Here is a 23677-nt window from a genome sequence, read left to right as displayed (position 1 = left end):
AAAGCAGCCGGGGGCAAGACCGGAACGGGCCGCTGATGGGTCAGATACTACCGGTAGGTGATCCGTCCACCAGAATCGTCGGCTCATGCAGGCGCAGATGTGCGGCCAGGCTGTGCTGGTGATCGACCTGAGGCAGCGGCAGCGAGCGGCCGGTGACGAGGTGCAGGGTGATGTCGATGCGCGGGTTGGGCTTGCGCGAGTCGGCGACACCGGTGTCGATCCTGACCACGTCGTCCCACAGCACGACATCGGTGTGCCGGGCATATTCCAGGACCAGCCCGCCTTCGTACAGTCCCAGGTCGACCGCCAGCGGCCGCCTCAGCCCGAGCCAGGTGAGCCGGAAGCCGAGCCCCAGCCCGGCCAGTGCGACCGCCGAGCCGGCCAGGACGATCACGATCGGCAGCTGCGGGCGGGTCGCGATCCAGGCGCCGAGCCCGACCAGCGCAGGGCCGCCGAGCAGCCCGACCGGAACCAGCCAGGCCCGCCCGTGCGCCGGGTGGGTGCTCAGCCGGATGACAAGATCTTCGGAGAGCGACTCCTCGCTCGGCGTACGCAGCCATGCCCGCCGTGTCGGAAGCACCGCCAGGCCGAGCACGACGAGCCCGAGACCACCCCAGAGCACCGGATCGCGGCCCATGCCGAGGATGCGTACCGGCCACGGGTTGATCGCATGCTCGCCGTAGGCGTCCGCGCCGACCACCCACATCCGGAAGGTCGCCTTGGACGGGTTCGGGTCGCGGCCGATGTCGCGCAGGGTGCCGTGGATCTGCCCGGTCACCTGCTCGCCGGCGACCTTCCACCGGCCGGTGCAGGCGAGGATGTCGCCGGTGCCCGCGTCGAACTCGCAGCGCTCCACCACCTTCACCTCCGCCCATCGACCGCTGTTCCAGCGGTCCGCGACCTGCTGGGCGACCGCGGCGACGGGGAGCAGCATCGCCAGCGCTCCGAGGCCGAGAGTGAGCAGCACGACCGCGGCGGTGGTGCGCCGCTGCAGCCGCAGGATCCGCCGAGACGGCATGATGAGACGGGACTTGGGGCCGGTGGTGGGGGTCACGAGCTCTTTCGGAGGCGATGGACGATCGAGATCGGAAGCCTATCGGGGTATGCCATGAATCCGTTCACCAGAACCGTTGATCACGCCCAGGGGTCGACCAGGATCTTCGCGTGCGTCTCCGGGTCGGCCAGATCGTTGAAGGCCTGAGCGACCCCGTCGAGCCCGACGGTCCCGGTGTGCAGCGGTGAGGGGTCGACCTTTCCGCCGGCGATCAGCTCGAGCGTGCGCGCGAACTCCGCCGGGTCGTAGCCGAACACGAACCGCAGGTCGATCTCCTTGTGGATCGCGATCGCCGGCCGGATCGTGTCCGGCTCCATGCACACCCCGACCACCACGACCCGCGTGTGCAGCGGCGCCGCGGTCATGATCTGCTCCAGCATCCCGGGCACGCCGACGCACTCGAAGACCACCGGGCCGGTCGGCGACTGCCCCAGGCGGTCGGCGTTGAGCAGCACCGTCTCCCAGGGGAGCAGGGGGATGCGGCGTACGACCTGCATCGCGTCGATCCCGAAGCCCAGGTAGTCGGTCAGGGACTTCACCGGGCCACGCTGCTTGTAGGCGTCCCACGGCGAGGACTCGCGCGGGTCGACGACCACGTCGGCACCGCACTTCACCGCGAGCGCGCGGCGCGCGGGGGAAAGGTCGGAGGCGACGACCGTCTTCACCCCCTGCGCCTTGAGCATGAGGATGACGGCGAGCCCGATCGGGCCGCAGCCGATGACCACGGCGGGGCGCCGCGCGGAGACCGCTCCGCGGCGTACGGCGTGGAAGGCGACCGCCAGGGGCTCGGTGAAGACCGCCTGGTCGGGCGAGACGCCATCGGGGACCGGAAAGGTGAAGGCCTCCTGAACGACGCAGTACTCCGCGAAGCCGCCGGGGGAGTCGACGTCGAAGCCGACCATGTGGATCGCCCCGTCGGTACGCAGCACCGGCAGCGCCGCCACCGAGGTGCCCGGCTCCCAGCGACCGCGGGTCTCCGAGCCGTAGGCGACGACCTCGCCGAGGATCTCGTGGCCCAGCACGATCTCCTGGTCCGGCGTCATAGCGGTCGTGTAGCCGATCTCGGTGACCACCTGGTTGAGCTCGTCGGCGTGCTCGCGGACGTGCAGGTCGGAGCCGCAGATCCCGGTGCGCAGCACCTTGATCAGCAGCTGACCCGGCCCGGGCTCCGGTCGCGGCACCGACCGCACCGAGAGCTCGCCGTTGTGGACCACGGTTGCGCGCATCTGAGTCATCACGACTGACGCTACCGTGCGCTGCGGCGCGGATCATGTCGACCCGGTCGACCCATCTGATTGCCGGGAAACGGTGCGTTTCGAAGGCAAAACGATGGATACGTCTGATAAACGATGAAATCATGACCCAGATGCCCCAACCGACCTGCCCGCGCTGCGGTACGCAGCTCGCTGCCGGTGTGACCGCCTGCCCCACCTGTGGGGTTCCGCGATTCGGCCCGCCCCCGCCGGGCATTCACGACGAACCGACCCTGGTGCCGGGCTCATGGACCCCGCCACCCCCGCCACCCCCGCCGCCTGCCCAGTGGGCGGCGCCGGGGACGCCTCCGCCAGGCTTCCCGGCGCCGGGCCCGAAGAAGCGGACAGGACTGTGGATCGGTCTCGCCATCGGTGTGGCGCTGGTCCTCGTCGCCGGTATCGGCATCACCGCCTTCTTGCTCCTGCGCGACGACGAGGGCGGCGAGCTGACCGCAGGGCCGGTGACGACCGAGCCGAGCCAGGAGTGGTCCTGGGAGTCCGACAAGCCGGTCGCGTACGTCCACCCCGGACCGGGGCTCAACCTGGTCAAGCTGGGTGGCGAGGAGCCTGGGCTGGTCGCCCTGGACGAGGACGGCAAGGAGCGCTGGCGCGACGAGCGGCACCCCTACAACTACCTCAACTTCTACGAGGACCAGAAGCTGATCACGGCGAGCTGGTACGTCGCCACGGCTTCCAGCGCGGGCAGCGACAGCGACAGCGGCGACGTCGTGTTCGACTACGACGGCGAGGTCGTCTGGGAGAACACCGATCCGGAGGTCGGTCTCCAAGGCATCGCCGAGGACGGCGACTTTGTGGTCCGGGTCGGCGAGAAGCTGACCAAGCTCGATCCCGAGAGCAAGGAGGAGGACTGGAGCATCACCGGGCAGGACTTCGCCTACGCCGACGATGCGACCTTCGCCCTCGACGGCGACCAGCTGACCCGCTATGCCGAGGAGAGCGGCGAGCAGGAGTGGAGCACTGAGCTGCCCGCGGGCCATGCCGCAGGCCTGGCGGAGGAGTATCTGCTCGGGCTTCGCGCCAACGACGACTTCGTTCTGGTGACGTCCGGCAGCCTGTTCGCCTTCGACCCGAAGACGGGCAAGAGCCTGTGGACCGAGAACGTCTCCGGTGACGTGATGAGTGTCGCGGGCAACAGGTACGCAGTCTCGCCGCCGTACTCCTACGACGAGGCCGCGGGAACGTCGGTGAGCCCCACGCCGCCGTTCCCGATCTACGGCAAGGAGGGCGAGGCGGGGAGCCTTGACATCGTCGAAGGCGGCTTCGGGTGGATGGCGGTCGATGTCGTCGCCGTCGACGGGAAGGAGATGACCCTGCAGAGGTCGAGCGGCCGCCTCTTCGACATCGACGGAGCCTTGGCTGAGAACGGCTACGACCACGTGGCGGCCACGCTCGACGCAGGTGTCTACACCGTCGACGGAGCGACGATCGGATACCGGGAGTGGGGCCGTGACGCGCCGGAGTGGACGCTCACGCTCGACGAGGTCGATTCGCTGGCGACGGAAGAGGAGCCCGGCCAGGATGTCGAGGTAGCCGCCGGGGCGGGGGCGATCTTCGTCAACGACGAGCACACCGTCTGGCGCTATGAGTGAGCCGGTCCCGGTGATGTCCGGCGGTGCTTGATGCACGGTGTGCGCCACCATCTGGATACGATCGGCGTGGCCCTAGTCCACCCGAACGATGCCAGGAGAAATCGTGTCCGAGATCAAGATCGCCGTACTCACCCCCGACGGGCGCGAGGAGCGGACGGTCACTACGGGCACGAAGGCGTGGGAGCTCTTCGCGGACAACCCCGACGTGATCGCGGCCCGGGTCGGTGAGGACCTCAAGGATCTCGCCTACGAGCTCGCCGACGGCGACGAGGTCGAGGGTGTCCTGATCGACTCCAAGGACGGCCACGACATCCTGCGTCACTCCACCGCGCACGTGATGGCGCAGGCGGTGCAGGAGCTCTTCCCGGAGGCCAAGCTCGGGATCGGCCCGCCGGTCACCGACGGGTTCTACTACGACTTCGACGTCGAGACCCCGTTCGTGCCCGAGGACCTGGTCAAGATCGAGTCCCGGATGAAGAAGATCATCAAGGCGAACCAGAAGTTCTCCCGCCGGGTCACCACCGACGACGACGCCCGCGTCGAGCTGGCCGACGAGCCCTACAAGCTCGAGCTGATCGGCCTCAAGGGCTCGGCGGCCGATGCCGCCGAAGGCGCCAGTGCCGAGGTCGGCGGTGGCGAGCTGACCATCTACGACAACCTCGACCGCAACGGCGAGATCGCCTGGAAGGACCTGTGCCGCGGCCCGCACCTGCCGACCACCAAGCGGATCCCGGCCTTCAAGCTGATGCGCAGCGCCGCGGCGTACTGGCGTGGCGACGAGAAGAACAAGCAGCTCCAGCGCATCTACGGCACCGCCTGGGAGTCCAAGGAGGCGCTCGACGCCCACCTGACCCGGATCGAGGAGGCCGAGCGCCGCGACCACCGCAAGCTCGGCCGTGAGCTCGACCTGTTCTCCTTCCCGGACGAGATCGGTTCCGGCCTCCCGGTCTTCCACCCCAAGGGCGGGATCATCAAGCGGGAGATGGAGGACTACGTACGCGCCAAGCACATCGAGCACGGCTTCGAGTACGTCGGCACCCCGCACATCGCGCGTGAGCAGCTCTTCCACACCTCGGGCCACCTGCCCTACTACGGCGACGGCATGTTCCCGGCGCTGGACGTGGACGGGCAGGACTACCGCCTCAAGGCGATGAACTGCCCGATGCACAACCTGATCTTCCGCTCTCGCGGGCGCTCCTACCGCGAGCTGCCGCTGCGCCTGTTCGAGTTCGGCTCGGTCTACCGCAACGAGAAGTCGGGCGTCATCCACGGCCTCACCCGCGTGCGTGGCTTCGCCCAGGACGACTCCCACTCCTACTGCACCAAGGAGCAGGCACCGGCCGAGGTCAAGCACCTGCTCGACTTCATGCTGACCGTCCTCAAGGACTTCGGTCTCGACGACTTCTACCTGGAGATGTCGACCCGCGACGACTCCAACAAGGACAAGTTCGTCGGCAGTGACGAGGACTGGGCCGAGGCCACCAAGATCCTCGAGGACGTCGCGTCCGAGACCGGTCTCGACCTCGTGCCCGACCCGGGCGGTGCGGCGTTCTATGGACCGAAGATCTCCGTCCAGGCCAAGGACGCGATCGGCCGGACCTGGCAGATGGGCACGGTGCAGTACGACTTCAACCAGCCGGCCGCGGACCGGTTCAACCTGGAGTACCAGGCCGCCGACGGCACCCGCCAGCAGCCGGTGATGATCCACTCGGCGAAGTTCGGTTCGATCGAGCGGTTCCTGGGTGTGCTGGTCGAGCACTACGCCGGCGCCATGCCGCCGTGGCTCGCCCCGGTCCAGGTGGAGATGATCCCGGTCGCGGATGCGTTCAACGACTACGTCTACGACATCGCCGGCAAGCTGAAGAAGGCAGGCGTACGCGTCGAGGTGGACGAGTCGAGCGACCGCTTCCAGAAGAAGATCCGCAACGCCCAGCTCCAGAAGATCCCGTTCATGCTGATCGCCGGAGGCGAGGACGTCGAGAAGGGCGCGGTCAGCTTCCGCTACCGCGACGGCCACCAGGAGAACGGCATCCCGGTCGACGAGGCCATCGAGCGGATCGTCGCCGCTGTGGAGTCGCACGAGCAGGTCTGAGCCTGTGACCCTGCGAGGCACGAGCAGGGTCACAACGCGAAGAGATCGAGCGAGCCCCGCTTCCGCGAGCCTGCGAGCGGAAGCGACGGGCGGGTCGAGATCCAGCCTCCGCGATCGATGAGCGCCCCGTCCCGAAGAGGACGGGGCGCTTTCGTATGCCCCGAAGATACGCGTGACACGAAGTCGCGCGTACTCTTGTTATCGGGACGCGTGTCCGGGTAACGTGGGTCACGTCGTCAGCTCAACGTAGAACTCAGCGATGCAAAGGAGCGATCGTCATGACCGCTGTTCAGGATGAGAAGTCCGCTGGATACGTCCGCCAGGGCAAGCAGGCCTACCTCGACACGCTTCGTACGCTGTCGGAGGCCTCGGTGGAGGTGCACTTCGACCCGTTCAAGGACATCGACTGGGACTCCGACGAGCTTGCGGTGCTGCCCGACGACGAGCGCTGGATCCTCAACGACTCCGACGAGATCGGTGCCCACCCGTGGTACAAGGCGCTGTCGAAGCAGCGCCAGATCGAGATCGGGATGTACCGCTGGGCCCAGGTCGCCAAGGTCGGCCTGCAGTTCGAGCAGCTGCTCATCGGCGGCGTCATGAACCACCTGGTCTGGTCGTCGAACAACAACCCGGAGTTCCGTTACGCGACCCACGAGGTCACCGAGGAGACCCACCACACCCAGATGTTCCAGGAGTTCGTCAACCGGGTGAACCCCGACGTGGCGGGCGCGCCGACCTACTTCAAGGTCCTGGTGCCCTTCATGGCCTCGGCGGGCGCGTTCTTCCCGGAGGCGTTCTTCACCGGCATCCTCGCCGGCGAGGAGCCGATCGACCACCTGCAGAAGGGCGCGATGCGCTCCGGCGGCAGCCACCCCGCGGCCAACCGGATCATGCAGATCCACATCGCCGAGGAGGCCCGCCACATCGGCTTCGCCCACCAGTACCTCGAGCAGCACGTGCCCGAGCTCGGCCGCGTGAAGAAGACGCTGCTGGCCTACCTCTTCCCGGTCATCATGCGCCTGCTCTGCGACGTGATCATGGTCCCGAGCAAGCAGGCCCGCCACGACATGGGCATCCCGGACGAGGTAGCGAAGGAGATCTGGTGGGACTCCGCGGAGTCCGAGAAGCTGCTGCGTGACCTCTTCGGTGACGTACGCCTCCTGGCCGACAACCTCGGCATCCGCAAGGGCCCGGCCAAGGTGCTGTGGCGGCTGACCGGCATCGACGGTCGCCCCTCGCGCTTCCGTGCCGAGCCGCGCGCGGCCTCGTACTGAGGACCGGTCACCAGTGCCTCACGTCGTCACCCAGTCGTGCTGTGCGGACGCCTCGTGCGTGGTCGCCTGCCCGGTCAACTGCATCCACCCCGCCCCGGGCGAGCCCGGCTTCGGCGAGGCCGAGATGCTCTACGTCGACGCCAAGAGCTGCGTCGACTGCGGAGCCTGCATCACGGCCTGCCCGGCCGACGCCATCGTCCCGCACACGACCCTGAGTGCCGCGCAGACGCCGTTCCTGGCGATCAATGCGGAGTACTTCGAGGTCTTCCCGCACCAGGACCGCACGCCGCTCGCCCTGGTCCACCCCCAGCGCCGGCTGACCCGCACCGGGCCGTTCCGGGTCGCGGTGGTCGGGGCCGGGCCGGCGGGGATGTACGCCGCCGACGAGCTGCTCAAGCACCCCGAGATCACCGTCGACGTCTTCGACCGGCTGCCGACGCCGTACGGCCTGGTCCGGGCCGGGGTCGCGCCGGACCACCAGAACACCAAGCAGATCGAGAGGCTCTTCGCGCAGATCGAGTCGCAGCCGGGGTTCCGCTACTTCCTGGGTGTCGAGGTCGGCAAGGACGTCTCCCACGCCGAGCTGACCGCTCGCTACGACGCGGTCGTCTACACCGTCGGCGCGGCGAGCGACCGGGCCCTCGGGATCGACGGCGACGACCTGCCCGGCTCGCTCAGCGCGACCGACTTCGTCGGCTGGTACAACGGCCATCCCGACAAGCAGGACCTGCCCGTCCACCTCGACCCGGACTCCCTCCCGTCGGGGCGGGTCGTCCTCGTCGGCAACGGCAACGTGGCGCTCGACTGCGCCCGGATCCTCGCCGAGGACCCCGAGCGGCTGGCCGGCACCGACATCGCCGAGGGGCCGCTGGCGGTCCTGCGCGACAGCGCGGTGCGGGAGGTCGTCGTCCTCGGGCGCAGGGGGCCCGAGGAGGCGGCCTTCACCGTGCCCGAGCTGGTCGGGCTGATGGGGCACACCGGAATCAACGTCGTGGTGGACACCGGGGACCTTCCGATCGAGGAGTCGCTCGCCGGCGGCGCGACCACCACCCGGCTGCTGCGCGAGCTCGCCGGCCGCGAGGTGCGTCCGGAGCTGCGTACGGTCGTGCTGCGGTTCCTCAGCTCGCCGGTGCGTGTGCTGGGCGAGGGCCGGGTCGCCGGGGTCGAGGTCGGTCGCAACCGTCTGCAGCGCGACGAGCACGGTGTCGTCCGGGCCGTTCCCACCGGTGAGACCGAGGTCCTCGAGACCGGCATGCTCCTGCGCGCGGTCGGCTACAAGGGCCTGCCCGTGGCCGACCTGCCCTACGACGCCGCCACCGGCACCGTCCCCAACGAGCGCGGCCGGGTGCTCCCGGGTGTCTACGTCGCGGGCTGGGTCAAGCGCGGCCCCAACGGCTTCATCGGCACCAACAAGTCCGACGCAGAGGAGACGGTCGGGCAGCTGCTCGACGACCTCGACGCGGACCGGATCCCGGCCCCGGTCGGTGACGCCGGCGAGATCACCGCGGTCGTACGCAGCCGCCAGCCCGCCATGGTCGACCTGGCCGGCTGGCAGGCGATCGACCGCGAGGAGAAGCGTCGCGGCGCCGAGTCCGGCCGTCCGCGGGTGAAGATCACCGATGTCGAGGAGATGCGGGGCATCGCCGCGAAGTCGCGGAAACCCCGATACTCTCTTGGACGTCGCAAGGAGCGCTGAGACGCTCTCGACACGGAGCGAAGCAGGGGAGCAGGGGGAGACTCGGGTGGCCGAGAAGCGCGATGGTCGGCAGGACCGGTGGAGCAAGCACAACGAGCAGCGCCGCCAGCAGATCATCGACGCCGCCATCGCGGTGATCGAGGCCGGTGAGCCGGGCGCCGACGTACAGGTGCAGCAGATCGCGGTGCGCGCCGGACTGTCCCGCACGGTCATCTACCGCCACTTCGAGGACCGCGCCGACCTCGACCGGGCCGTGCAGCAGGCGATCCTCGACGGTCTCTGGTCCGACCTGATGCCCGGGATCACCCTCGACGGCACCGTGCCGCAGATCATCGAGCGGATCATCGGCACCTATGTCCGCTGGGCCCGGGCCCATCCGGCTCTCCACCTCGCCGCCGACCACGACATCGACGGTGGTGACGACGGCCCCTTCCAGCAGGGGATGGAGCAGCTCGCGGGCCGGATCTCGGCGATCGTCGGCACCGCCGTCCTCGCCCTCGGGGGCAACCCCACCGAGGAGGAGGCCGAGGCGCTCGACCCGCTGATCTACGGCCTGGTCGGCGCGGTCTTCGGTGCCGTACGCCGCTGGCTGACCCGGACCGGTGAGCGCCTGCCCGCCGAGACGCTGGAGCGGCTCACCGCCCAGTCGATCTGGTTCGTCATCGACGGCCATGCCCGTAGCTTCGGGATCGAGCTCGATCCCGACCTTCCGCTGGAAGAACTCCTGTCCAAGGACATCCTGGCGGTATAACCTCCCGGTATCACCGGCCGCACGGCCGTTCAGTCCAGGAGAAGACCATGCCCCACATGCGCAGACTCTCGATCGCCGTCACCGCCGGCCTGGCGGCCACCGCCGGGCTCGCCGCCCCGCTGATCCCGGCCACCGCGGCCCCGGACAGCGGATCCTCCGAGGGCACCGCCCGCGTCTTCATGGTCAACCCGGTCCAGTCCAGCAACGACCAGGACCTGAGCGACCAGAAGGACGCCGCGAGCGCCGTCCCGGACAGCGCCTACGCCCAGGTTCCGCTCACCCACCTGGACGGCTCGGGCTACCTCCGCGGCGACTACGCGGTCGTCGAGTCGAGCACCGGCACGCCCGCGCGCTCGACCACCAACACCTTCTCCTACGACCGCCACCAGGACCAGTTCGAGCAGGTCATGGGCTACTTCTGGGTGACCCGGGCGCAGACCTACCTGCACACCCTCGGCTTCGGCGAGACGCTCCCGGGTGTCCTGAACGAGCCGTTCTCGGTGAAGATCAACCAGTACGGCGGCGACAACTCCTACCAGACCGACAAGCCCTACCGGATCCGGCTGGGCAAGGGTGGTGTCGACGACGCCGAGGACGCCGAGGTGATCGTCCACGAGTACGGCCACGCCGTCCACGCCAGCCAGGTGCCCGGCTACGGCAGCAGCCTGGACGCCGGCGCGATCGGGGAGTCCTTCGGCGACTATCTCGCCGTCACCGTCGGGCTCGACGCCGCCGCGGAGTTCGGCTGGCCGGTGGCCGCCGACCCGTCGTGCCCGATGGACTGGGACTCGACCTCCTACACCGACGCCCCGCACTGCATCCGCAGCTTCCACCTCGACCTGACCCTCGAGGACCGCCGCAACCAGGTGCACTACGACGGCCAGATCTGGAGCCAGGCGCTGTGGGAGATCCGCGAGGGCTACCAGGCCCTCGGCCTCTCCACCCGCGACTGGGACACCACCCTGATCTACTCCCAGTTCTCCTACGCCCCCGACACCAGCTTCCAGGCCGCAGCCGCCGAGACGTACGCCGCGGCGGCTGCTCGCGACGGCCAGGCGGCCGCCGACCTGGTCCGCGACCGGTTCGCCGCCCGGGGGATCACCTTCTGATCATGGCGCCGGACGCGCCCACCGGGTGCGGCCGGGCGGAGGTGAGCTCCGCGAGCCGCCATCGCAGCACCATGACGGCGGCCTCGCGGGCCACCTCGCCGCTCATCTTGGACGTGCCGGCGGTGCGCTCGACGAACGTGATCGGATGCTCGGCCACGCGCAGGCCCAGCCGTTCGCAGCGCCAGGTGTTCTCCACCTGGAAGCCGTAGCCGGTCGAGGTCGTCTGCAGGACTCCGGCCCGGACCAGCGCCTCGGTGCGCCACGCGCGGAACCCCGCGGTCGTGTCGTGCGTCCTCAGCCCCAGCACGCGGCGGGCGTAGGCGTTGGCGCACCAGGACAGCGCGCGCCGGCGCAGCGGCCAGTTCTCGGTGGCGCCGCCCGGGACGTACCGGGACCCGAGGACGACGTCGTGGGTGCGCAGCAGCGCGAGCATCGCCGGGATCTCGGCGGCAGGGTGGGAGCCGTCGGCGTCCATCTGGACGATCGCGTCGTAGCCGCCGGCGACGGCCGCGGCGAAACCGGCCCGGTACGCCGCCCCCAGACCGTCCTTGGACGTACGGCCGAGCAGGGCGAGCCAGTCGCCGAACCCCTCGTGCGCCTCGACCAGCGCGGCGGTGCCGTCCGGGCTGCCGTCGTCGACGACCAGGACGTCGATACTCGCCCGGTCGCCGGCGGCCCTGACGGTCTCGAGGCTCGTGAGCAGCGTGGGGAGGGTGGCCGCCTCGTTGAAGGTCGGCACGATGATGACGCAACGCATGAAGGGACCGTACGGATCCGGACGTGAAGGACGGATTAACCGGTGGGATCGGTGCGGTCGGTCGGCAGGAGCACGGTGACCGTCATCTCCGAACCGTGGGTGCACGTGACCGGAGCGGGGGAGCCGTACGTGGCGTGGCGGCCGTCGTGGCACAGCCTCAGCTCGCCGCCGGCGCGAGAGACGAGCGTGCCGACCAGGGACAGGCCCAGTCCCGAGCCGGGTCGTGCGCGCGCCTCCTCGGCGCGGGTGAAGCGCTGCGTCGCCGTGGTCAGCAACGCGGGTGGCATCCCGGGGCCGGCGTCCGCGACCGTCAGCCGCGCCCACCCTGGGGCCGGCTCGTCCACGCTCACCTGCACGGGTGGTGCGCCGTGGGTCGAGGCGTTGTCGAGCAGGTTGCTGAGCACCCGCTCCAGCTCGAAGTCCGCCATCGGCGCGGGCACGGGTTCTTCGGGAAGGGTCACGGTGAGGCTGCCGGCGTGATCGGGATCGGCAAGCCGACGCTGATTGACCGTACGCGCCGTGACGGTCACCAGGTCGGCATCCCCTGCCGGGTGGCTGCCCTCGGACCGGCCGATCTGGAGCAGCTGCTCCGAGAGCGTGGCGAGCCGGTCCAGGTCGACCATGAGCTCGGTGAGGATGCGCTCGTGCTCGACCGCGCTGCGAGGACGTCGCAGCGCCAGCTGGATCCGGCTGGTCAGCAGCGTGATCGGCGTACGCAGCTCGTGGCTGGCCTCGGTGACGAACTGTCGCTCCCGGTCCAGCGCTGCCTCGAGACTGGTGAGCATGTCGTTGAAGGTGTCGCCCAGGCGGGTGATCTCGTCGTCGCGCTGAGGTGGCACGTCGAGCCGAAGACTCGTGTTGCCGGCGGTGATCGCGGCGGCCTGGCGCCGATAGCGTTCGACCGGGCGCAGCGCGGCGCGGGCCAGCCGGTCGCCGACCAGCGCGGTGACGCACAGGGCGCCGAGGCCAGCGAGGCCGAGCTGGAGGAGAAGCTCGCGCAACGCCTCGTCGCGGTGGTCGCGCCGCACGCCGACCAGCAGGTAGCGCCGCGGTAAGGTCGAGAGCCGGACCACCTGCAGCCGATACGGTTTGGCGGCGGCGGGCAGGAAGTCGCCGACGTTGAAGGTGCGCGGCGTCGTGGTCACCCGGTCCAGCCGGGATGCGGGCACCAGGGGAGTGGTCCCCGCTGCGCCCCCGCGGTCGATGACGGTGCCGTCCGGGCCCAGCACCTGCCAGGGAACGCCGGTGGCATCGGCCGCGGACCGGGTGCTGACCCGGCCATCGGCGCCGACCAGCGGCTCGAGCGCGTAACGGGCCTGGGTGAGCTCGGTGTCGAGGCCACGGTCGAGCGCGTAGTCGACGCGCCAGTAGACGAAGACCCCGGCGGCGATCAGGACGACGAGGCTCGCGGCGGAGAAGCCGGCGACGAGGCGTACCCGCAGCGGCAGCCGGGAGAGGCGAACGGTCAGCGAGCTCATCGGCTCGACGGCGCCGTCTCGAGGCGGTAGCCGGCTCCGCGCAGGGTGGTGATCGTGTCGGTGCCGAACGGTCGGTCGATCTTGCCGCGGATCGCGGCCACGTGCACGTCGATGACGTTGCTGCGCAGGTCGGTCTCGCCGTCCCAGACCTCGTCGAGGATCCGCAGCCGGGTGACGACCTGCCCGGCGTGCGAGGCGAGCAGATAGAGGATGTCGAACTCGCGGGTGGACAGGGTGATCTCGACGCCGCCACGAGTGACCCGGCGTGCGCCGGGATCGACCACCAGGTCGCCGATCTGCGCGGGTGCCTCGCCGCTGAACCCGCCACGCCGGTAGAGCGCGCGTAGTCGTGCCAGGAGCTCGTCGAGGTCGAACGGCTTGGGCAGGTAATCGTCGGCACCGGCGTCGAGCCCGTTGATCCGGTCGCGTACGTCCCCGCGGGCGGTGAGCATCAGGATCGGCGTCGCCAGCCCCAGGTCGCGCAGCCGGCGTGCGACGGTGACGCCGTCGAGGCCGGGCAGCATCCAGTCGAGGAGCGCGACGTCGTAGCCGGCATCGCTCAGCAGGCGCTCGTAGGCGACCCGCCCGTTGTGGGCGACGTCGACCTGCCAGCCGGCCTCGGCCAGCGACTGTTCGAGCAGGCCCGCCAGGCGTACGTCGTCCTCGGCGACCAGGATCCTCATCGCCTCGTCCCCTCGGGGCCCCGGCGCTCCCAGACGTGCCAGTTGTCGTAGTTCACCCTCTCAACGTAATGCCGCACGAGATACTGCTGCGCGTCGTCGGCGTTCAGTCCCCACGAGTCGAGACTGCCGCCGTCGACGACGACCCACCGCGGGGCCGAGGGCCCCGCCAGCACGGAGTGCAGCCGGTTCAGCTCGGGGTCGCGAACCCGCACCGGCAGGCTCCACAGATACTCGTAGGCGCTGTACTGGCCGCTCGCGGCGACGATCTCGGGGTGGCCGAACCCGACCACGACGCCATCGGTGGAGCTGTGCGCGTGCTCGCGCAGGTAGGTGGAGACCTGCGCCTCGGGGGAGGGCGGAGGCGGGGAGGCGACCCGATAGGTCCACACGGTGAGGGTGACCGCGACCGTGTAGGCCACGGCGCGGGTCAGGGCACGCCCTGCCCGCGGCGGGGCGATCGCCACCAGCAGCACCAGGCCGGGAACGATGCCGGTCAGGTAGTGCAGCCAGTAGCTGCCGCCCGCGGCGATCCCGAACACCTCCCAGGCGGTCAGCGCGAGCGCCGGCCAGGCGAGGCGGGTCCGGTGCGTGAGGATCGCCGCCACCGCGACGACCAGCAACACCGCGACGCCGGAGACCACCGACGCCGCGACGAGCTCCGCCCCACGGAGAAGGGTCGCGCTCGAGGCGGAGGCGTTGATCACCTCGGAGGCCTGGCCGCGGAAGGTCACGACGGCGTCCCACAGGCCGGCGGCCGAGGTGCCGTGGGCCCAGGCCCCGGCGAGCGCCGCGCCGAGGACGGTGATCGCGCCACCGGCGAACGCGGCGACCCGTCTCCCGAGCCGAGGCACGTGCCCGAAGGAGACCACGACGAGGACGGCGGCGAACACGAACACGTCGAGGACGTTCTGCTTGACCAGCGCCGCGGCCATGCCGGCCGCGCCGGCACCGACGGCCAGGCCGGCCGTACGCCATCCCCAGGATCCGCGCAGCGCCACGATCAGACACACCAGCCCGGCCAGGACGAACGGCACCGCGAGCAGCTCACCGTTGACCTCGGGCATCGCCAGCAGCGGGCTGGACAGCAGCGCGGCGGCCAGCACGACGCAGGCGATCCGGCCGCGGCGCGTCGGCGAGACCAGGCTTGCGAGGACGCCCGCGAGCCCCACCGACGTCGCGCTGGCCAGGGCGCCGAGGATCTTGACCCCCGGCGCCACGAAACCTGTCGCCGTCGCACCGCCCGGGCCGAGATTCCCCGCCGCGGCGAACAGCCAGACCAGCAGCGGCGGCCGGTCGACCCAGAGATCGCCGTACAACGAGTGCCCCGGCCACCACTGCTGCGCGAGCATCAGGAACCCACTCTCGTCCGCCGACAACGGCCGGTCGAGGAACGGCAGCCACGCCGCCGTGGCCACCAGCATCGCGAGGATGACGACGCCGGCCGTCGCCCACCGCCGGGCGCGGACGGGCGGTGCTGTCGCCGGGGTCGCGGGTGCCGTCGGCCCGCTGACAGGAAGGGTCACACTCGCACGCTAAGAACGCGTGCATGAAGGCTGGATGAATGCGCCTCGGGTTTCATCAATCCTTCATCCGCGGGGAGTCATCCTCGCCGCCATGACGACTCAGACCATGCCCATCGCGGCGGTGCCGCTGCTCGCCCTCGCCCCGGGGACGCCCCGGGTCGCGGTGATCACTGGCAGCTACGGCGCCGGTCACAACTCCGCCGCTCGCGAGATCGCCCGTGTCCTGATGGCCGCGGGCTGTGACGTCGAGATCCACGACGTCGTGACCCTGCTGCCGTTCCGGCTCGGTCCGCTCCTGCGGCGCGTCTACTACGCCCAGCTCCGTCGCCGCCCCGGCTCGTGGGGGACCACGCTGCGGCTGCTCGAACCGGACCACGCCGCGTACCGGGTCGTGACCCGGCTCCTCGGCGCGACCGCGGCCCGGATCGTCGAGGCTACGCGTGGCTGCGACCTGGTCCTCACCACGCATCCGTTCGGTGCCCAGGCGCTCGGGCACGCCCGCGTGAGCGGCATGCTCGCGGCTCCCGTGGTCACCTACCTCACCGACACCTCCGTCCACCCGCTGTGGATCCACGCCGGCGTCGACCTCAACCTCGCCATCCACGAGGTCGCGGCCGCTGAGGCACGACGGTGGGGCGGACGTACGGAGGTCGTGCGGCCGCTCATCCCGGAGCGGCCGGCAGGGCTCGGCGCTCCCCGCCAGGAGCCGATGCCCGGTGACATCGCCGGACCCTGGGCTCTGGTCACCGGTGGCTCGTTGGGCATGGGACGGCTGGAGGCCACCGCGCGCGACCTCCTCGCCGACGGACGGATGACGCCGGTCGTGCTGTGCGGCACCGACACCCGGCTGCGTCGCCGTCTGTCCCGGATCCCCGGCGTCGTCGCGCTCGGCTGGCGTGACGACATCCCGGCGCTGATGAGCGCCTGCGACTGCGTCGTGCAGAACGCCGGCGGGTTCACCTCGCTGGAGGCGCTGGCCTCCGGTACGCCGGTGGTCACCTACCGGCCGCTGCCGGGCCACGGTGTCGCGAACTCGGTCAACCTGGAAGCGGCCGGCCTGATCCCGTGGGCCCGCACCTCGACGGACCTCGCCCGATTCCTCGCCGGCGCCGGACTCGCTCCGCGGCGGAGCCACCTGCCCATGGGTGCGCCCGAGCTCCTCGACCTGATCACCGGACACGTCCCGACGGAGGTCGCGGCATGAGCCGGGTCGCGGCCACCCGGGGAGCCGGCGGCGGATCCCACATCGCGCTCACCTTCGACGACGGGCCCGACCCGGCCAGCACACCGGCGTTCCTCGACCTCCTCGCCACGCACGGCCGGAGGGCGACGTTCTTCGTCCTGGGCTCCCAGGCTGTCGAGCACCCCGAGCTGATCCGGCGGATCAGCCGGGAAGGGCACGAGCTGGCGATCCACGGCTGGACGCACCGCTGCACCCTGGCGCTGCCACCCACCAGGCTGACCCGTGGGATGCGCCGGGCGCGCGACGTCGTCGAGGACATCAGCGGCGCCCAGGTCACCTGGTATCGGCCGCCGTACGGGGTGCCCAGTGGCGAGGCCGTCCTGGCCTGCCGTGCCCTCGGCCTGACTCCCGTGCTGTGGACGGCCTGGGGACGCGAGTGGGAGCGAACGGCCTCACCGGCCACCGTCGTCGCGACCGTCCTGCGTACGCTGCAGCCCGGCGGAACGGTCCTGCTGCACGACACCGACCTCCACGCGCCGCACGGCGACTGGCGGCGTACGCTGGCAGCGACCGAGCACCTGCTGGCCGGTCCGCTGGCCTCCGCGAACGTCGGCACTCTGGGTGAGCACTGGCGCGAGGTCCCCTGCGAGAATCGATCCACGTGACGCAGACATCGTCCGGCCACGACGCCGGCCCCGCCGGGGGACCCAGGGCCTGGACGCCGTGGCGTACGGTCTTCGCCTTCGGCCTCGTCAGCCTCTGCGCCGACATGGTCTATGAGGGCATGCGGGCGATGACCGGGCCGTTCCTCGGCAGCCTCGGCGCCTCCGCGCTGACCGTCGGCCTGATCACCGGTGCCGGCGAGGGGATCGCGCTCGTGCTGCGGCTGGTGACCGGCGTGTGGGCCGACCGGAGCCACAACCACTGGCGGCTGACCGTGCTCGGCTACGCCATGACCGCGGTCTGCGTCCCGCTGCTCGCGGTCACGCCGTTCCTCGGCGCTGCCGGGCTCGCCGTCGCCGCGACCCTGATCCTGCTCGAGCGCACCGGGAAGGCTGTCCGGAGCCCCGCCAAGTCGGCCCTGCTGGCTCGGATGGCCACCTCCACCGGCAGGGGCAAGGGGTTCGCCGTCCACAAGGCCTTGGACCAGGTCGGGGCCTTCTCCGGACCGCTCCTGCTCGCCGGGGTCGCCGCCGCGACCGGGCTGATCTGGCCGGGCTTCGCGCTGCTCGCCGTGCCCGGTGCGATCTCGCTCCTGCTGCTGGCCCAGCTGCGCCGCCGGGCACCGATCGTGACCGAGCCCGAGCCCGAGACCGAGCCCCAGGCTGCGAAGGGTGTCGACCCGGCGGGCCGCGCGCCGAGCACGCTCGCGGCGATCGGCCGGGCCGTGACGGGCAGTGACCTGCCGCGTACGTTCCATCTCTTCTCCCTGGCCGCCGCCATGATGACCGCCGGCCTGATGACGTTCGGTGTGATCTCCTTCCGGATGGTCGAGGACGGTCTCCTCCTCGCCGCCGCCGTCCCCCTCGTCTACGCCCTGGCGATGGCGGTCGAGGCCGTCGCGGCGCTCGGCACCGGCCACCTCTTCGACCGCCGGGGCAGCCGCGTGCTCCTGGTCGTGCCCGTCCTCGTCGCCCTGGTGCCGTGGTGCGTCTTCGCCTCCCAGCTCTGGCTGGTGCTGGTCGGTGTCGTGGTGTGGGGCGTGGCCTACGGCATCCAGGACTCGACGGTGAAGGCGTACGTCGCCGACCTCGTCCCCGCGCCTCGCCGGGCCACGGCCTACGGGGTCTTCGCCGCCGTCCAGGGCCTCGGCGCGCTCGCCGGCGGCGGTCTGGCCGGCGCGCTGGTCACCGGTCACGTCCCGGTCCTGGCCGGGGTGATCGGTGGGCTGCAGGTCGCCGCCTTCGCGCTGCTCGTCCACGTCACCCGGCGCCGGACCGGTTCGGTCCAGGTGTGATGCCCCCGCCAGGGCGAAAGCAGCCCGGACCGACCGAGATCAGGGCGCCAGCTTGATCGAGTTGAACGGAGTGATCGAGCCTTCCCAGGTGAAATGAACGTAGACCGGCACTGTGCAGTTCGTGCCGTTGTAGCCGTAGCAGAGGTAGGCCATCGCGTTGCCGGTCTGGCAGTTGACGATCCTGCGCGTGCCGTACTCGTTCGAGAAGTTGTAGTAGCCGTAGTTGTAGAACTTGTGGTGGTCGCGCCAAGCCTGCCGCTGGCTGTCCCACTTCTGCTCGCGCACCCAGCCGTCAAGGGTCGGGCACGAAGCGGTGTCGACGTACATGGCGTTCGCGGGGGCGGGAGCGAGTGAGATCGACGTTGCGATGGCCATCACTGCTCCGGCCAGCACGACGCCGATCCGCGTTGATCTGATCTTTCGTCGGATTCTCATGACCCTCATGGTGGTGCGCGACGCTGACAGACTGCTGTCAGATTCATGTCACGATCGTCGTTCCGCGAGAACCTGGCCCCGCGAGCAGGGCATCTAGGCCTCGCGCAGGTAGGCGAGGACGGCGGAGACGCGTCGGTCGGTGGTCGGGTCGAGCCGGAGCTTGGCGAAGATGTTGCCGACATGCTTGCGGACGGCGGCCTCGGAGACGAAGAGCGTGGTGGCGATGCTGCCGTTGGTGCGACCCTCGGCCATCAGGCCCAGGACCTCGCGCTCGCGCTCGGAGAGCACGTCGAGCGGACCGTCGGACTGGTGCCGGCTGAGGAGGCCGCGTACGACCTGGGGGTCGACGACGGTCTCGCCGCCGGCGACCCGGTCCAGGCTGTCGAGGAAGTCCCGGACGTGGCCGACCCGGTCCTTGAGCAGGTAGCCGATGCCGCCGCCACCGGTGGTGTCGAGGAGCTCGGCGAGGTAGGCGTCGGCGACGTAGGCGGAGAGCACCAGGACGGCCAGGTCGGGGTGCCGCCGGCGGAGCTCGGCGGCGGCACGCAGCCCTTCGTCGGTGTGGGTCGGAGGCATCCGGATGTCGGTGATGACCACGTCAGGACGGGTGTGGTCGGTGAAGGCGAGCAGGGCGTCCGCGTCGCCGACCGCGGCGATGACCTCGTGGCCGGCTCGCTCGAGGATGGCGAGGAGGCCCTCGCGCAGCAGCGCGGCGTCCTCGGCCAGGACGATCCTCAGCGGAGCCCTCACGGAAGCACGGTCGGGCACGTCATCCTCACTTCCGTCGGTCCGCCGGGTGGGCTGGTGACCTCGAGGTGGCCGTCCAGGGCGGCCAGACGGGTGGCCAGGCCGGCCAGCCCGCCCCCGGGACGCACGGCGGCGCCGCCGGCCCCATCATCGCGTACGCCGACCTCCAGCCGGTCGCCGGTGACGTGGCCCTCGACGCGGGCGGAACGGGCACCGGCATGGCGGACCGCGTTGGTGAGCGCCTCGGCGACCAGGAAGTACGCCGCGGCCTCGACCGGCGCCGGCAGCCGGCCGTCGACCCGCAGGTCGACCGAGACCGGGATCCCGGAGGCGTCGGCGAGCTCGCGGACGGCAGCGGTGAGCCCGTGGTCGACCAGCACCCGCGGGTGGATCCCGCGGACGGTGGCGCGAAGCTCGGCCAGCGCCGTCTCGGCCTGGGCATGGGCCTGCCGGACGAGATCGAGCCCGGCGCCCTCGGGCACCTCCAGCTCGGCGAGGCCGAGGGTCATGGTCAGCGCGACCAGCCGTTGCTGTGCGCCGTCGTGGAGGTCGCGCTCGATCCGGCTGCGTTCGGTCTCGAAGGCGTCGACGAGGTCGACGCGCGATCGGCGCAGCTCGGCGACGGCCGCGGCCATCCGCGTCTGGGCCGGCTCGAGCAGGAGCCGGGCCAGGCTGGCCTGGGCGGCGGCGAGGAGGGTGGCGGCGTACAGGCCGGCGATCAGCAGCACCAGCCCCGGGATCACGGCGATCCAGGCCTCCGTGGGCGTGGTGAGCTGCCAGGGGCCGAAGGCGATGGGAGCGTCGAGCCGGACCAGAACCGGGGCGAGCACGAGGACACCCGGGATGGTGATGATCAGGTTGATCGCGACGGCGTCGACCAGCCACAGCACCGTGGCGACCAGCACGGTGTAGCCGACCTCGGGTCCGGAGACCCGCAGTCGGCGCAGGGCCCGGAGCCGGTCGCTCCAGGCGATCGGCTCCGGCGGCTCGGCCGGTCCTGGGCGGACCTCGGGAAGGATCAGCCGGAGGCGTACCCGCTCCATGTCGGCGACGAGTGCCGCCAGCAGCGGGATCCCGGCGAGGACCAGCACTCCGACCAGGAGGACCAGGGTGAGCAGCCCGACGCCGACCAGCACGAACAGCAGGAAGGCGACGACGAGACCGATCAGAGCGCCGGAGGCCAGGTAGGCCAGAGCGCGCCAGGGCCAGCTGGAGGCGAGCAGCCGCCAGGGTGAGGAGCGCAGCGCGGTCCAGACGTCGGGTGGTGGTCTCATGACTCTCGAGCCTAGGCACTCAGCGCCCGTGGCGGGGTAGCGCACGCGCTACCCCCCCGTGGCGTCCGCGCCCCGGTGCGTGCCGCGTAGGACGCGTTTGCTGGAGACATGACCGCCACCATGCCGGCCGCCGTCCACGCGCCCCGGCCGCTCGGCCCGCCCGCCGTCGTCCTCGACGACGTCACCCGCACCTACCGCTCCCGCTCCGGCAAGGTCGACGCCCTGCGGGGCGTGAGCCACGCCTTCGCCTCCGGGACGTTCACCGCGATCATGGGGCCGTCGGGATCGGGCAAGTCCACGCTGATGCAGATCGCGGCCGGCCTCGACCGGCCCACCCGGGGCCGCGTCCGGGTCGCCGGCGCCGACCTGGCCGGCCTGAACCGGACGACCCTGACCAAGCTGCGACGCGAGACGATGGGCTTCGTGTTCCAGCAGTACAACCTGCTCGACGCGCTCACCGCCTACGACAACGTCGCCCTCCCCGCCCGTCTCGCCGGCCGGCGTCCGGATCGCGGCGCGGTGATCGGGGCGCTCGAGCAGGTCGGTCTGCACGGGCTCGCCAGGAGGCGGCCGCCGGAGCTCTCCGGTGGCCAGCAGCAGCGCGTGGCCATCGCGCGTGCGTTGCACGCCCGGCCCGCGGTGCTCTTCGCCGACGAGCCCACCGGTGCCCTGGACCGCCACGCCGGCCGTGACGTGCTCGAGCTGCTGCGGAAGCTCGTCGACGCACCGGTGGTCCACGGGCGCCCGCAGACGGTCGTGATGGTCACCCACGACCCGCTCGCCGCCTCGTACGCCGACAGCGTGCTGTTCCTCGCCGACGGCCGGGTCGTGGGGCAGATGGAGCGCAGCGGCCCGGCTCGGATCGGTGCCCGGATGGCCGAGCTGGAGCCCGTGCGATGAGCCTCGTGGTGATGGTCGCGCACGGTCTGAAGACCCTCCGCCAGTCCTGGCCTCCGTACGCCGGCGCCGCTGTCGCCCTCGCCGGCGGCATCGCCCTGATCACCCTCGCCACCAACATGCTGGGAGCGCTCGGCACCGCCACCGACGGGCTGGACCAGCAGACCCGGACGCAGATCGACGACCTCGGGTCGCTGTTCGGCATCATGGCCGGCATCTCGCTGTTCCTGGCGCTCTTCGTGGTCTCCTCGACCTTCGGGTTCGTGGTGGCCACCCGGCGCCGCGAGCTCGGTCTGCTCCGCCTGCTCGGGGCCACCCCGCGCCAGGTGCGGACCCTGCTCCTCGGCGAGGCGCTCGCCGTCGCGGCCCTCGGCACGGTCGCCGGCTGCCTGCTCGGCACGGCGGTGACGGTGCCGGTCCTGCGCATCCTGCACCGGGCCGATGTCACTCCGGTCCTGCTCGCGATGCCGAGCCAGGGCACCGGGTGGGCGATCGCCACCTGCTGCGGTGTCGGCGTCGCCCTGGTCGGGGCCTGGCGTGCGGGCGCGCGGGCGGGACGTACGCAACCGGTCGAGGCGCTTCGCGACGCGGTCCTCGAGCGACGACGGCCCACGGTGGTCCAGGGGCTGGTCGCGCTCACCGCGACCGGCGCGCTGGTCGCGACCGCGATCCTCGCTCCCGAGATGCCGCTGCTGTTCGCGCTGCTGGTGGGCATGTTCCTGCCGATCGTCGCCGTGATCGGCGCCAACGCGGTGGGCGGCCTGCTCTACACCGAGCTGGCGGCGTACGCCGGTGCAACGGTGGCGCGACGGGACCCGGCGGCCCATCTGGCCCGTGACCTCGCCCGCACCAGCAGCCGGATGACCGCCGCGGTGGCGGCGCCGGTGGTGGCCATCATGGCGGTGGCCGGCTCGATGGTGCTGGCGGTCGGTGCGACGGCGGACTGGAGCGAGGGTGCCGACCGGGCCGCGCTCAAGTCGGAGCTGGTCGTCGAGCAGGCGGAGCGCCCCGAGCGGATCCAGGACGTGCCCGGGGTGGGCGTGAGCGACGTACGACGCACGGCACAGGTCGGGTTCGGGGGCGGTCCGGAGGATGTCGAGGTCGTCGACGTCGCGGGCGCGGCCGCCACGCGGAGCCTGCGGGCAACACAGGGGAGCCTCGCCGACCTGCACGGCCGGGCGATGGCGGTCACCGCCTCCTACGTCACCGATCTCGGCGGCCGGGTCGGCCAGACCCACCGGATGCGCGTCGGCGACCGGACCGTCAAGGTGCGCCTGGTCGCCGTCGTCCCCGACGCCCCGAACCTGTGGAGCGACATCATCGTGCCCGACGACCTGCCGCGCATCGACCGGGCCGCCCGCGACACCGGAACTGTCTTCGTGCGCACCGACGCCGGCGCGGACGTCGCCGGGACCGCACGGTCGATCCGGGACACCGGGGCCGAGGTGAGCACCGGCGAGGAGTGGGTCGGCTCGGTCTCGGCCGAGGCGCGCGAGATGAATGCGGTCGTGTTGTGGGTGATGCTCGGCCCGGCCGGGGTCTACGCCGCGATCGCCGCCGTCAACGCGGTCCTGATCGGGGCGAGTCAGCGCCGCCGCGAGACCGCCACCGCCCGGCTCCTCGGTGCCACCCCGGCACAGGTGCGCCGAACTGCGCTCTGGGAGACGGTGTTCACCGGCGCCGGAGCTCTGCTGGTCGGCGGCGCGATCACTGGATTCACCGGCTGGCTGATGCGGCAGGCGGTCGTACGCGACGTGCCCGAGGCGCCGCTGACGTTCCCCTGGCAGCCCCTGTCCGGGATCACCGCGGCCTGCCTGGTCGTGCTGCTCGCCGCCGCCGTCGCCGGGGCGTACGCGCTGCGGGGCGGGGAAGCGGCCGAATGAGGCTGTGAGGGGTTAAGTAGT

At 71.3% G+C, this 23677-nt stretch carries 20 protein-coding genes; 11 read left to right on the top strand and 9 right to left on the bottom strand.

All coding sequences use genetic code 11. The annotated features are described in order from the left end of the window. Positions 1-40: 40 nt before the first annotated feature. Both ACFV9G_RS08675 and ACFV9G_RS08670 read right to left on the bottom strand, forming a co-directional pair. Complete coding sequence (locus ACFV9G_RS08675) at positions 41-1054, bottom strand: hypothetical protein (RefSeq protein ID WP_378726784.1); 1014 nt, start codon at positions 1052-1054, stop codon at positions 41-43. A gap of 80 nt (positions 1055-1134) precedes the next feature. After that, positions 1135-2289, bottom strand: coding sequence for a zinc-binding dehydrogenase (locus ACFV9G_RS08670; RefSeq protein WP_378726782.1), 1155 nt, complete (start codon positions 2287-2289; stop codon positions 1135-1137). 122 nt (positions 2290-2411) lie between these two features. On the opposite strand from ACFV9G_RS08670, the gene ACFV9G_RS08665 reads away from it, so the two are divergent. From ACFV9G_RS08665 to ACFV9G_RS08640, 6 genes are all read left to right on the top strand, one after another. After that, entirely contained in the window at positions 2412-3917 is a 1506-nt protein-coding gene (locus tag ACFV9G_RS08665) for a PQQ-binding-like beta-propeller repeat protein (RefSeq protein ID WP_378726780.1), read from the top strand. Between the two features lie 103 nt (positions 3918-4020). Further along, positions 4021-6009 (top strand): threonine--tRNA ligase, encoded by a 1989-nt coding sequence (gene thrS / locus ACFV9G_RS08660; protein WP_378726778.1) that lies wholly within the window; start codon positions 4021-4023, stop codon positions 6007-6009. Between the two features lie 278 nt (positions 6010-6287). Next, complete coding sequence (locus ACFV9G_RS08655; protein WP_378726776.1) at positions 6288-7283, top strand: diiron oxygenase; 996 nt, start codon at positions 6288-6290, stop codon at positions 7281-7283. A gap of 13 nt (positions 7284-7296) precedes the next feature. Beyond that, entirely contained in the window at positions 7297-8979 is a 1683-nt protein-coding gene (locus tag ACFV9G_RS08650; protein ID WP_378726774.1) for an FAD-dependent oxidoreductase, read from the top strand. A gap of 46 nt (positions 8980-9025) precedes the next feature. Then, complete coding sequence (locus ACFV9G_RS08645) at positions 9026-9730, top strand: TetR/AcrR family transcriptional regulator (RefSeq protein WP_378726772.1); 705 nt, start codon at positions 9026-9028, stop codon at positions 9728-9730. A 56-nt stretch (positions 9731-9786) separates the two neighbouring features. Beyond that, positions 9787-10839 carry a M36 family metallopeptidase gene (locus tag ACFV9G_RS08640; RefSeq protein ID WP_378726770.1) on the top strand — a complete coding sequence of 351 codons (1053 nt, stop codon included), beginning with the start codon at positions 9787-9789 and terminating at the stop codon, positions 10837-10839. Here ACFV9G_RS08640 and ACFV9G_RS08635 read toward each other — a convergent pair. The 4 genes from ACFV9G_RS08635 to ACFV9G_RS08620 are packed head-to-tail and all read right to left on the bottom strand — an operon-like array spanning position 10829 to position 15280. Beyond that, positions 10829-11596 (bottom strand): polyprenol monophosphomannose synthase, encoded by a 768-nt coding sequence (locus ACFV9G_RS08635; protein WP_378726768.1) that lies wholly within the window; start codon positions 11594-11596, stop codon positions 10829-10831. The two genes, ACFV9G_RS08640 and ACFV9G_RS08635, sit on opposite strands and share 11 nt — an antisense overlap. A 35-nt stretch (positions 11597-11631) precedes the next feature. Beyond that, entirely contained in the window at positions 11632-13074 is a 1443-nt protein-coding gene (locus ACFV9G_RS08630) for an ATP-binding protein (RefSeq protein WP_378726766.1), read from the bottom strand. Next, entirely contained in the window at positions 13071-13757 is a 687-nt protein-coding gene (locus tag ACFV9G_RS08625) for a response regulator transcription factor (RefSeq protein ID WP_378726764.1), read from the bottom strand. Before ACFV9G_RS08625 ends, ACFV9G_RS08630 begins: the two co-directional genes overlap by 4 nt. Beyond that, positions 13754-15280: a hypothetical protein gene (locus ACFV9G_RS08620; protein ID WP_378726762.1), complete on the bottom strand. Its 1527-nt coding sequence runs from the start codon at positions 15278-15280 to the stop codon at positions 13754-13756. Before ACFV9G_RS08620 ends, ACFV9G_RS08625 begins: the two co-directional genes overlap by 4 nt. Before the next feature lie 91 nt (positions 15281-15371). Between ACFV9G_RS08620 and ACFV9G_RS08615 the strand changes: the two genes are divergently transcribed. From ACFV9G_RS08615 to ACFV9G_RS08605, 3 genes are read left to right on the top strand one after another with little or no spacing between them, the layout of a single operon-like run. Continuing rightward, on the top strand, positions 15372-16484 hold the full coding sequence (locus tag ACFV9G_RS08615) for a glycosyltransferase (RefSeq protein WP_378726760.1): 1113 nt from the start codon (positions 15372-15374) through the stop codon (positions 16482-16484). Further along, positions 16481-17128, top strand: a complete 648-nt coding sequence (locus ACFV9G_RS08610; RefSeq protein WP_378726758.1) for a polysaccharide deacetylase family protein — start codon at positions 16481-16483, stop codon at positions 17126-17128. The genes ACFV9G_RS08615 and ACFV9G_RS08610 overlap by 4 nt, the downstream gene beginning before the upstream one ends. Beyond that, positions 17125-18420, top strand: a complete 1296-nt coding sequence (locus ACFV9G_RS08605; RefSeq protein WP_378726756.1) for an MFS transporter — start codon at positions 17125-17127, stop codon at positions 18418-18420. The genes ACFV9G_RS08610 and ACFV9G_RS08605 overlap by 4 nt, the downstream gene beginning before the upstream one ends. Before the next feature lie 39 nt (positions 18421-18459). On the opposite strand, the gene ACFV9G_RS08600 is transcribed toward ACFV9G_RS08605, so the two are convergent. From ACFV9G_RS08600 to ACFV9G_RS08590, 3 genes are all read right to left on the bottom strand, one after another. Next, the gene (locus ACFV9G_RS08600) at positions 18460-18855 is read right to left on the bottom strand and encodes a hypothetical protein (protein WP_378726754.1); all 396 of its coding nucleotides are present in this window, start codon (positions 18853-18855) and stop codon (positions 18460-18462) included. A 93-nt stretch (positions 18856-18948) separates the two neighbouring features. Further along, on the bottom strand, positions 18949-19593 hold the full coding sequence (locus ACFV9G_RS08595) for a response regulator (protein WP_378726844.1): 645 nt from the start codon (positions 19591-19593) through the stop codon (positions 18949-18951). A gap of 8 nt (positions 19594-19601) precedes the next feature. Beyond that, positions 19602-20876, bottom strand: coding sequence for a sensor histidine kinase (locus tag ACFV9G_RS08590; RefSeq protein ID WP_378726752.1), 1275 nt, complete (start codon positions 20874-20876; stop codon positions 19602-19604). A 108-nt stretch (positions 20877-20984) separates the two neighbouring features. Between ACFV9G_RS08590 and ACFV9G_RS08585 the strand changes: the two genes are divergently transcribed. Both ACFV9G_RS08585 and ACFV9G_RS08580 read left to right on the top strand, forming a co-directional pair. Then, on the top strand, positions 20985-21776 hold the full coding sequence (locus ACFV9G_RS08585; protein WP_378726750.1) for an ABC transporter ATP-binding protein: 792 nt from the start codon (positions 20985-20987) through the stop codon (positions 21774-21776). Next, positions 21773-23656 carry an FtsX-like permease family protein gene (locus tag ACFV9G_RS08580; protein ID WP_378726748.1) on the top strand — a complete coding sequence of 628 codons (1884 nt, stop codon included), beginning with the start codon at positions 21773-21775 and terminating at the stop codon, positions 23654-23656. Before ACFV9G_RS08585 ends, ACFV9G_RS08580 begins: the two co-directional genes overlap by 4 nt. The last annotated feature ends 21 nt before the right edge of the window (positions 23657-23677 follow it).

The organism is Nocardioides sp. NPDC059952 (assembly GCF_042730435.1).
In the GTDB taxonomy this organism is placed as follows: Bacteria; Actinomycetota; Actinomycetes; order Propionibacteriales; family Nocardioidaceae; genus Nocardioides.
Note: the sequence above shows the minus strand (reverse complement) of the source record. Positions and strands in the feature narration are given on the sequence as shown.

Coding starts and splice junctions, on each gene's coding strand:
- ACFV9G_RS08585 (WP_378726750.1), top strand. CDS start 20,985: ATGACCGCCACCATGCCGGCCGCCGTCCACGCGCCCCGGCCGCTCGGC.
- ACFV9G_RS08665 (WP_378726780.1), top strand. CDS start 2,412: ATGACCCAGATGCCCCAACCGACCTGCCCGCGCTGCGGTACGCAGCTC.
- ACFV9G_RS08640 (WP_378726770.1), top strand. CDS start 9,787: ATGCGCAGACTCTCGATCGCCGTCACCGCCGGCCTGGCGGCCACCGCC.
- ACFV9G_RS08600 (WP_378726754.1), bottom strand. CDS start 18,855: ATGAGAATCCGACGAAAGATCAGATCAACGCGGATCGGCGTCGTGCTG.
- ACFV9G_RS08580 (WP_378726748.1), top strand. CDS start 21,773: ATGAGCCTCGTGGTGATGGTCGCGCACGGTCTGAAGACCCTCCGCCAG.
- ACFV9G_RS08625 (WP_378726764.1), bottom strand. CDS start 13,757: ATGAGGATCCTGGTCGCCGAGGACGACGTACGCCTGGCGGGCCTGCTC.
- ACFV9G_RS08615 (WP_378726760.1), top strand. CDS start 15,372: ATGACGACTCAGACCATGCCCATCGCGGCGGTGCCGCTGCTCGCCCTC.
- ACFV9G_RS08630 (WP_378726766.1), bottom strand. CDS start 13,074: ATGAGCTCGCTGACCGTTCGCCTCTCCCGGCTGCCGCTGCGGGTACGC.
- ACFV9G_RS08590 (WP_378726752.1), bottom strand. CDS start 20,876: ATGAGACCACCACCCGACGTCTGGACCGCGCTGCGCTCCTCACCCTGG.
- ACFV9G_RS08610 (WP_378726758.1), top strand. CDS start 16,481: ATGAGCCGGGTCGCGGCCACCCGGGGAGCCGGCGGCGGATCCCACATC.
- ACFV9G_RS08655 (WP_378726776.1), top strand. CDS start 6,288: ATGACCGCTGTTCAGGATGAGAAGTCCGCTGGATACGTCCGCCAGGGC.
- ACFV9G_RS08670 (WP_378726782.1), bottom strand. CDS start 2,289: ATGACTCAGATGCGCGCAACCGTGGTCCACAACGGCGAGCTCTCGGTG.
- ACFV9G_RS08635 (WP_378726768.1), bottom strand. CDS start 11,596: ATGCGTTGCGTCATCATCGTGCCGACCTTCAACGAGGCGGCCACCCTC.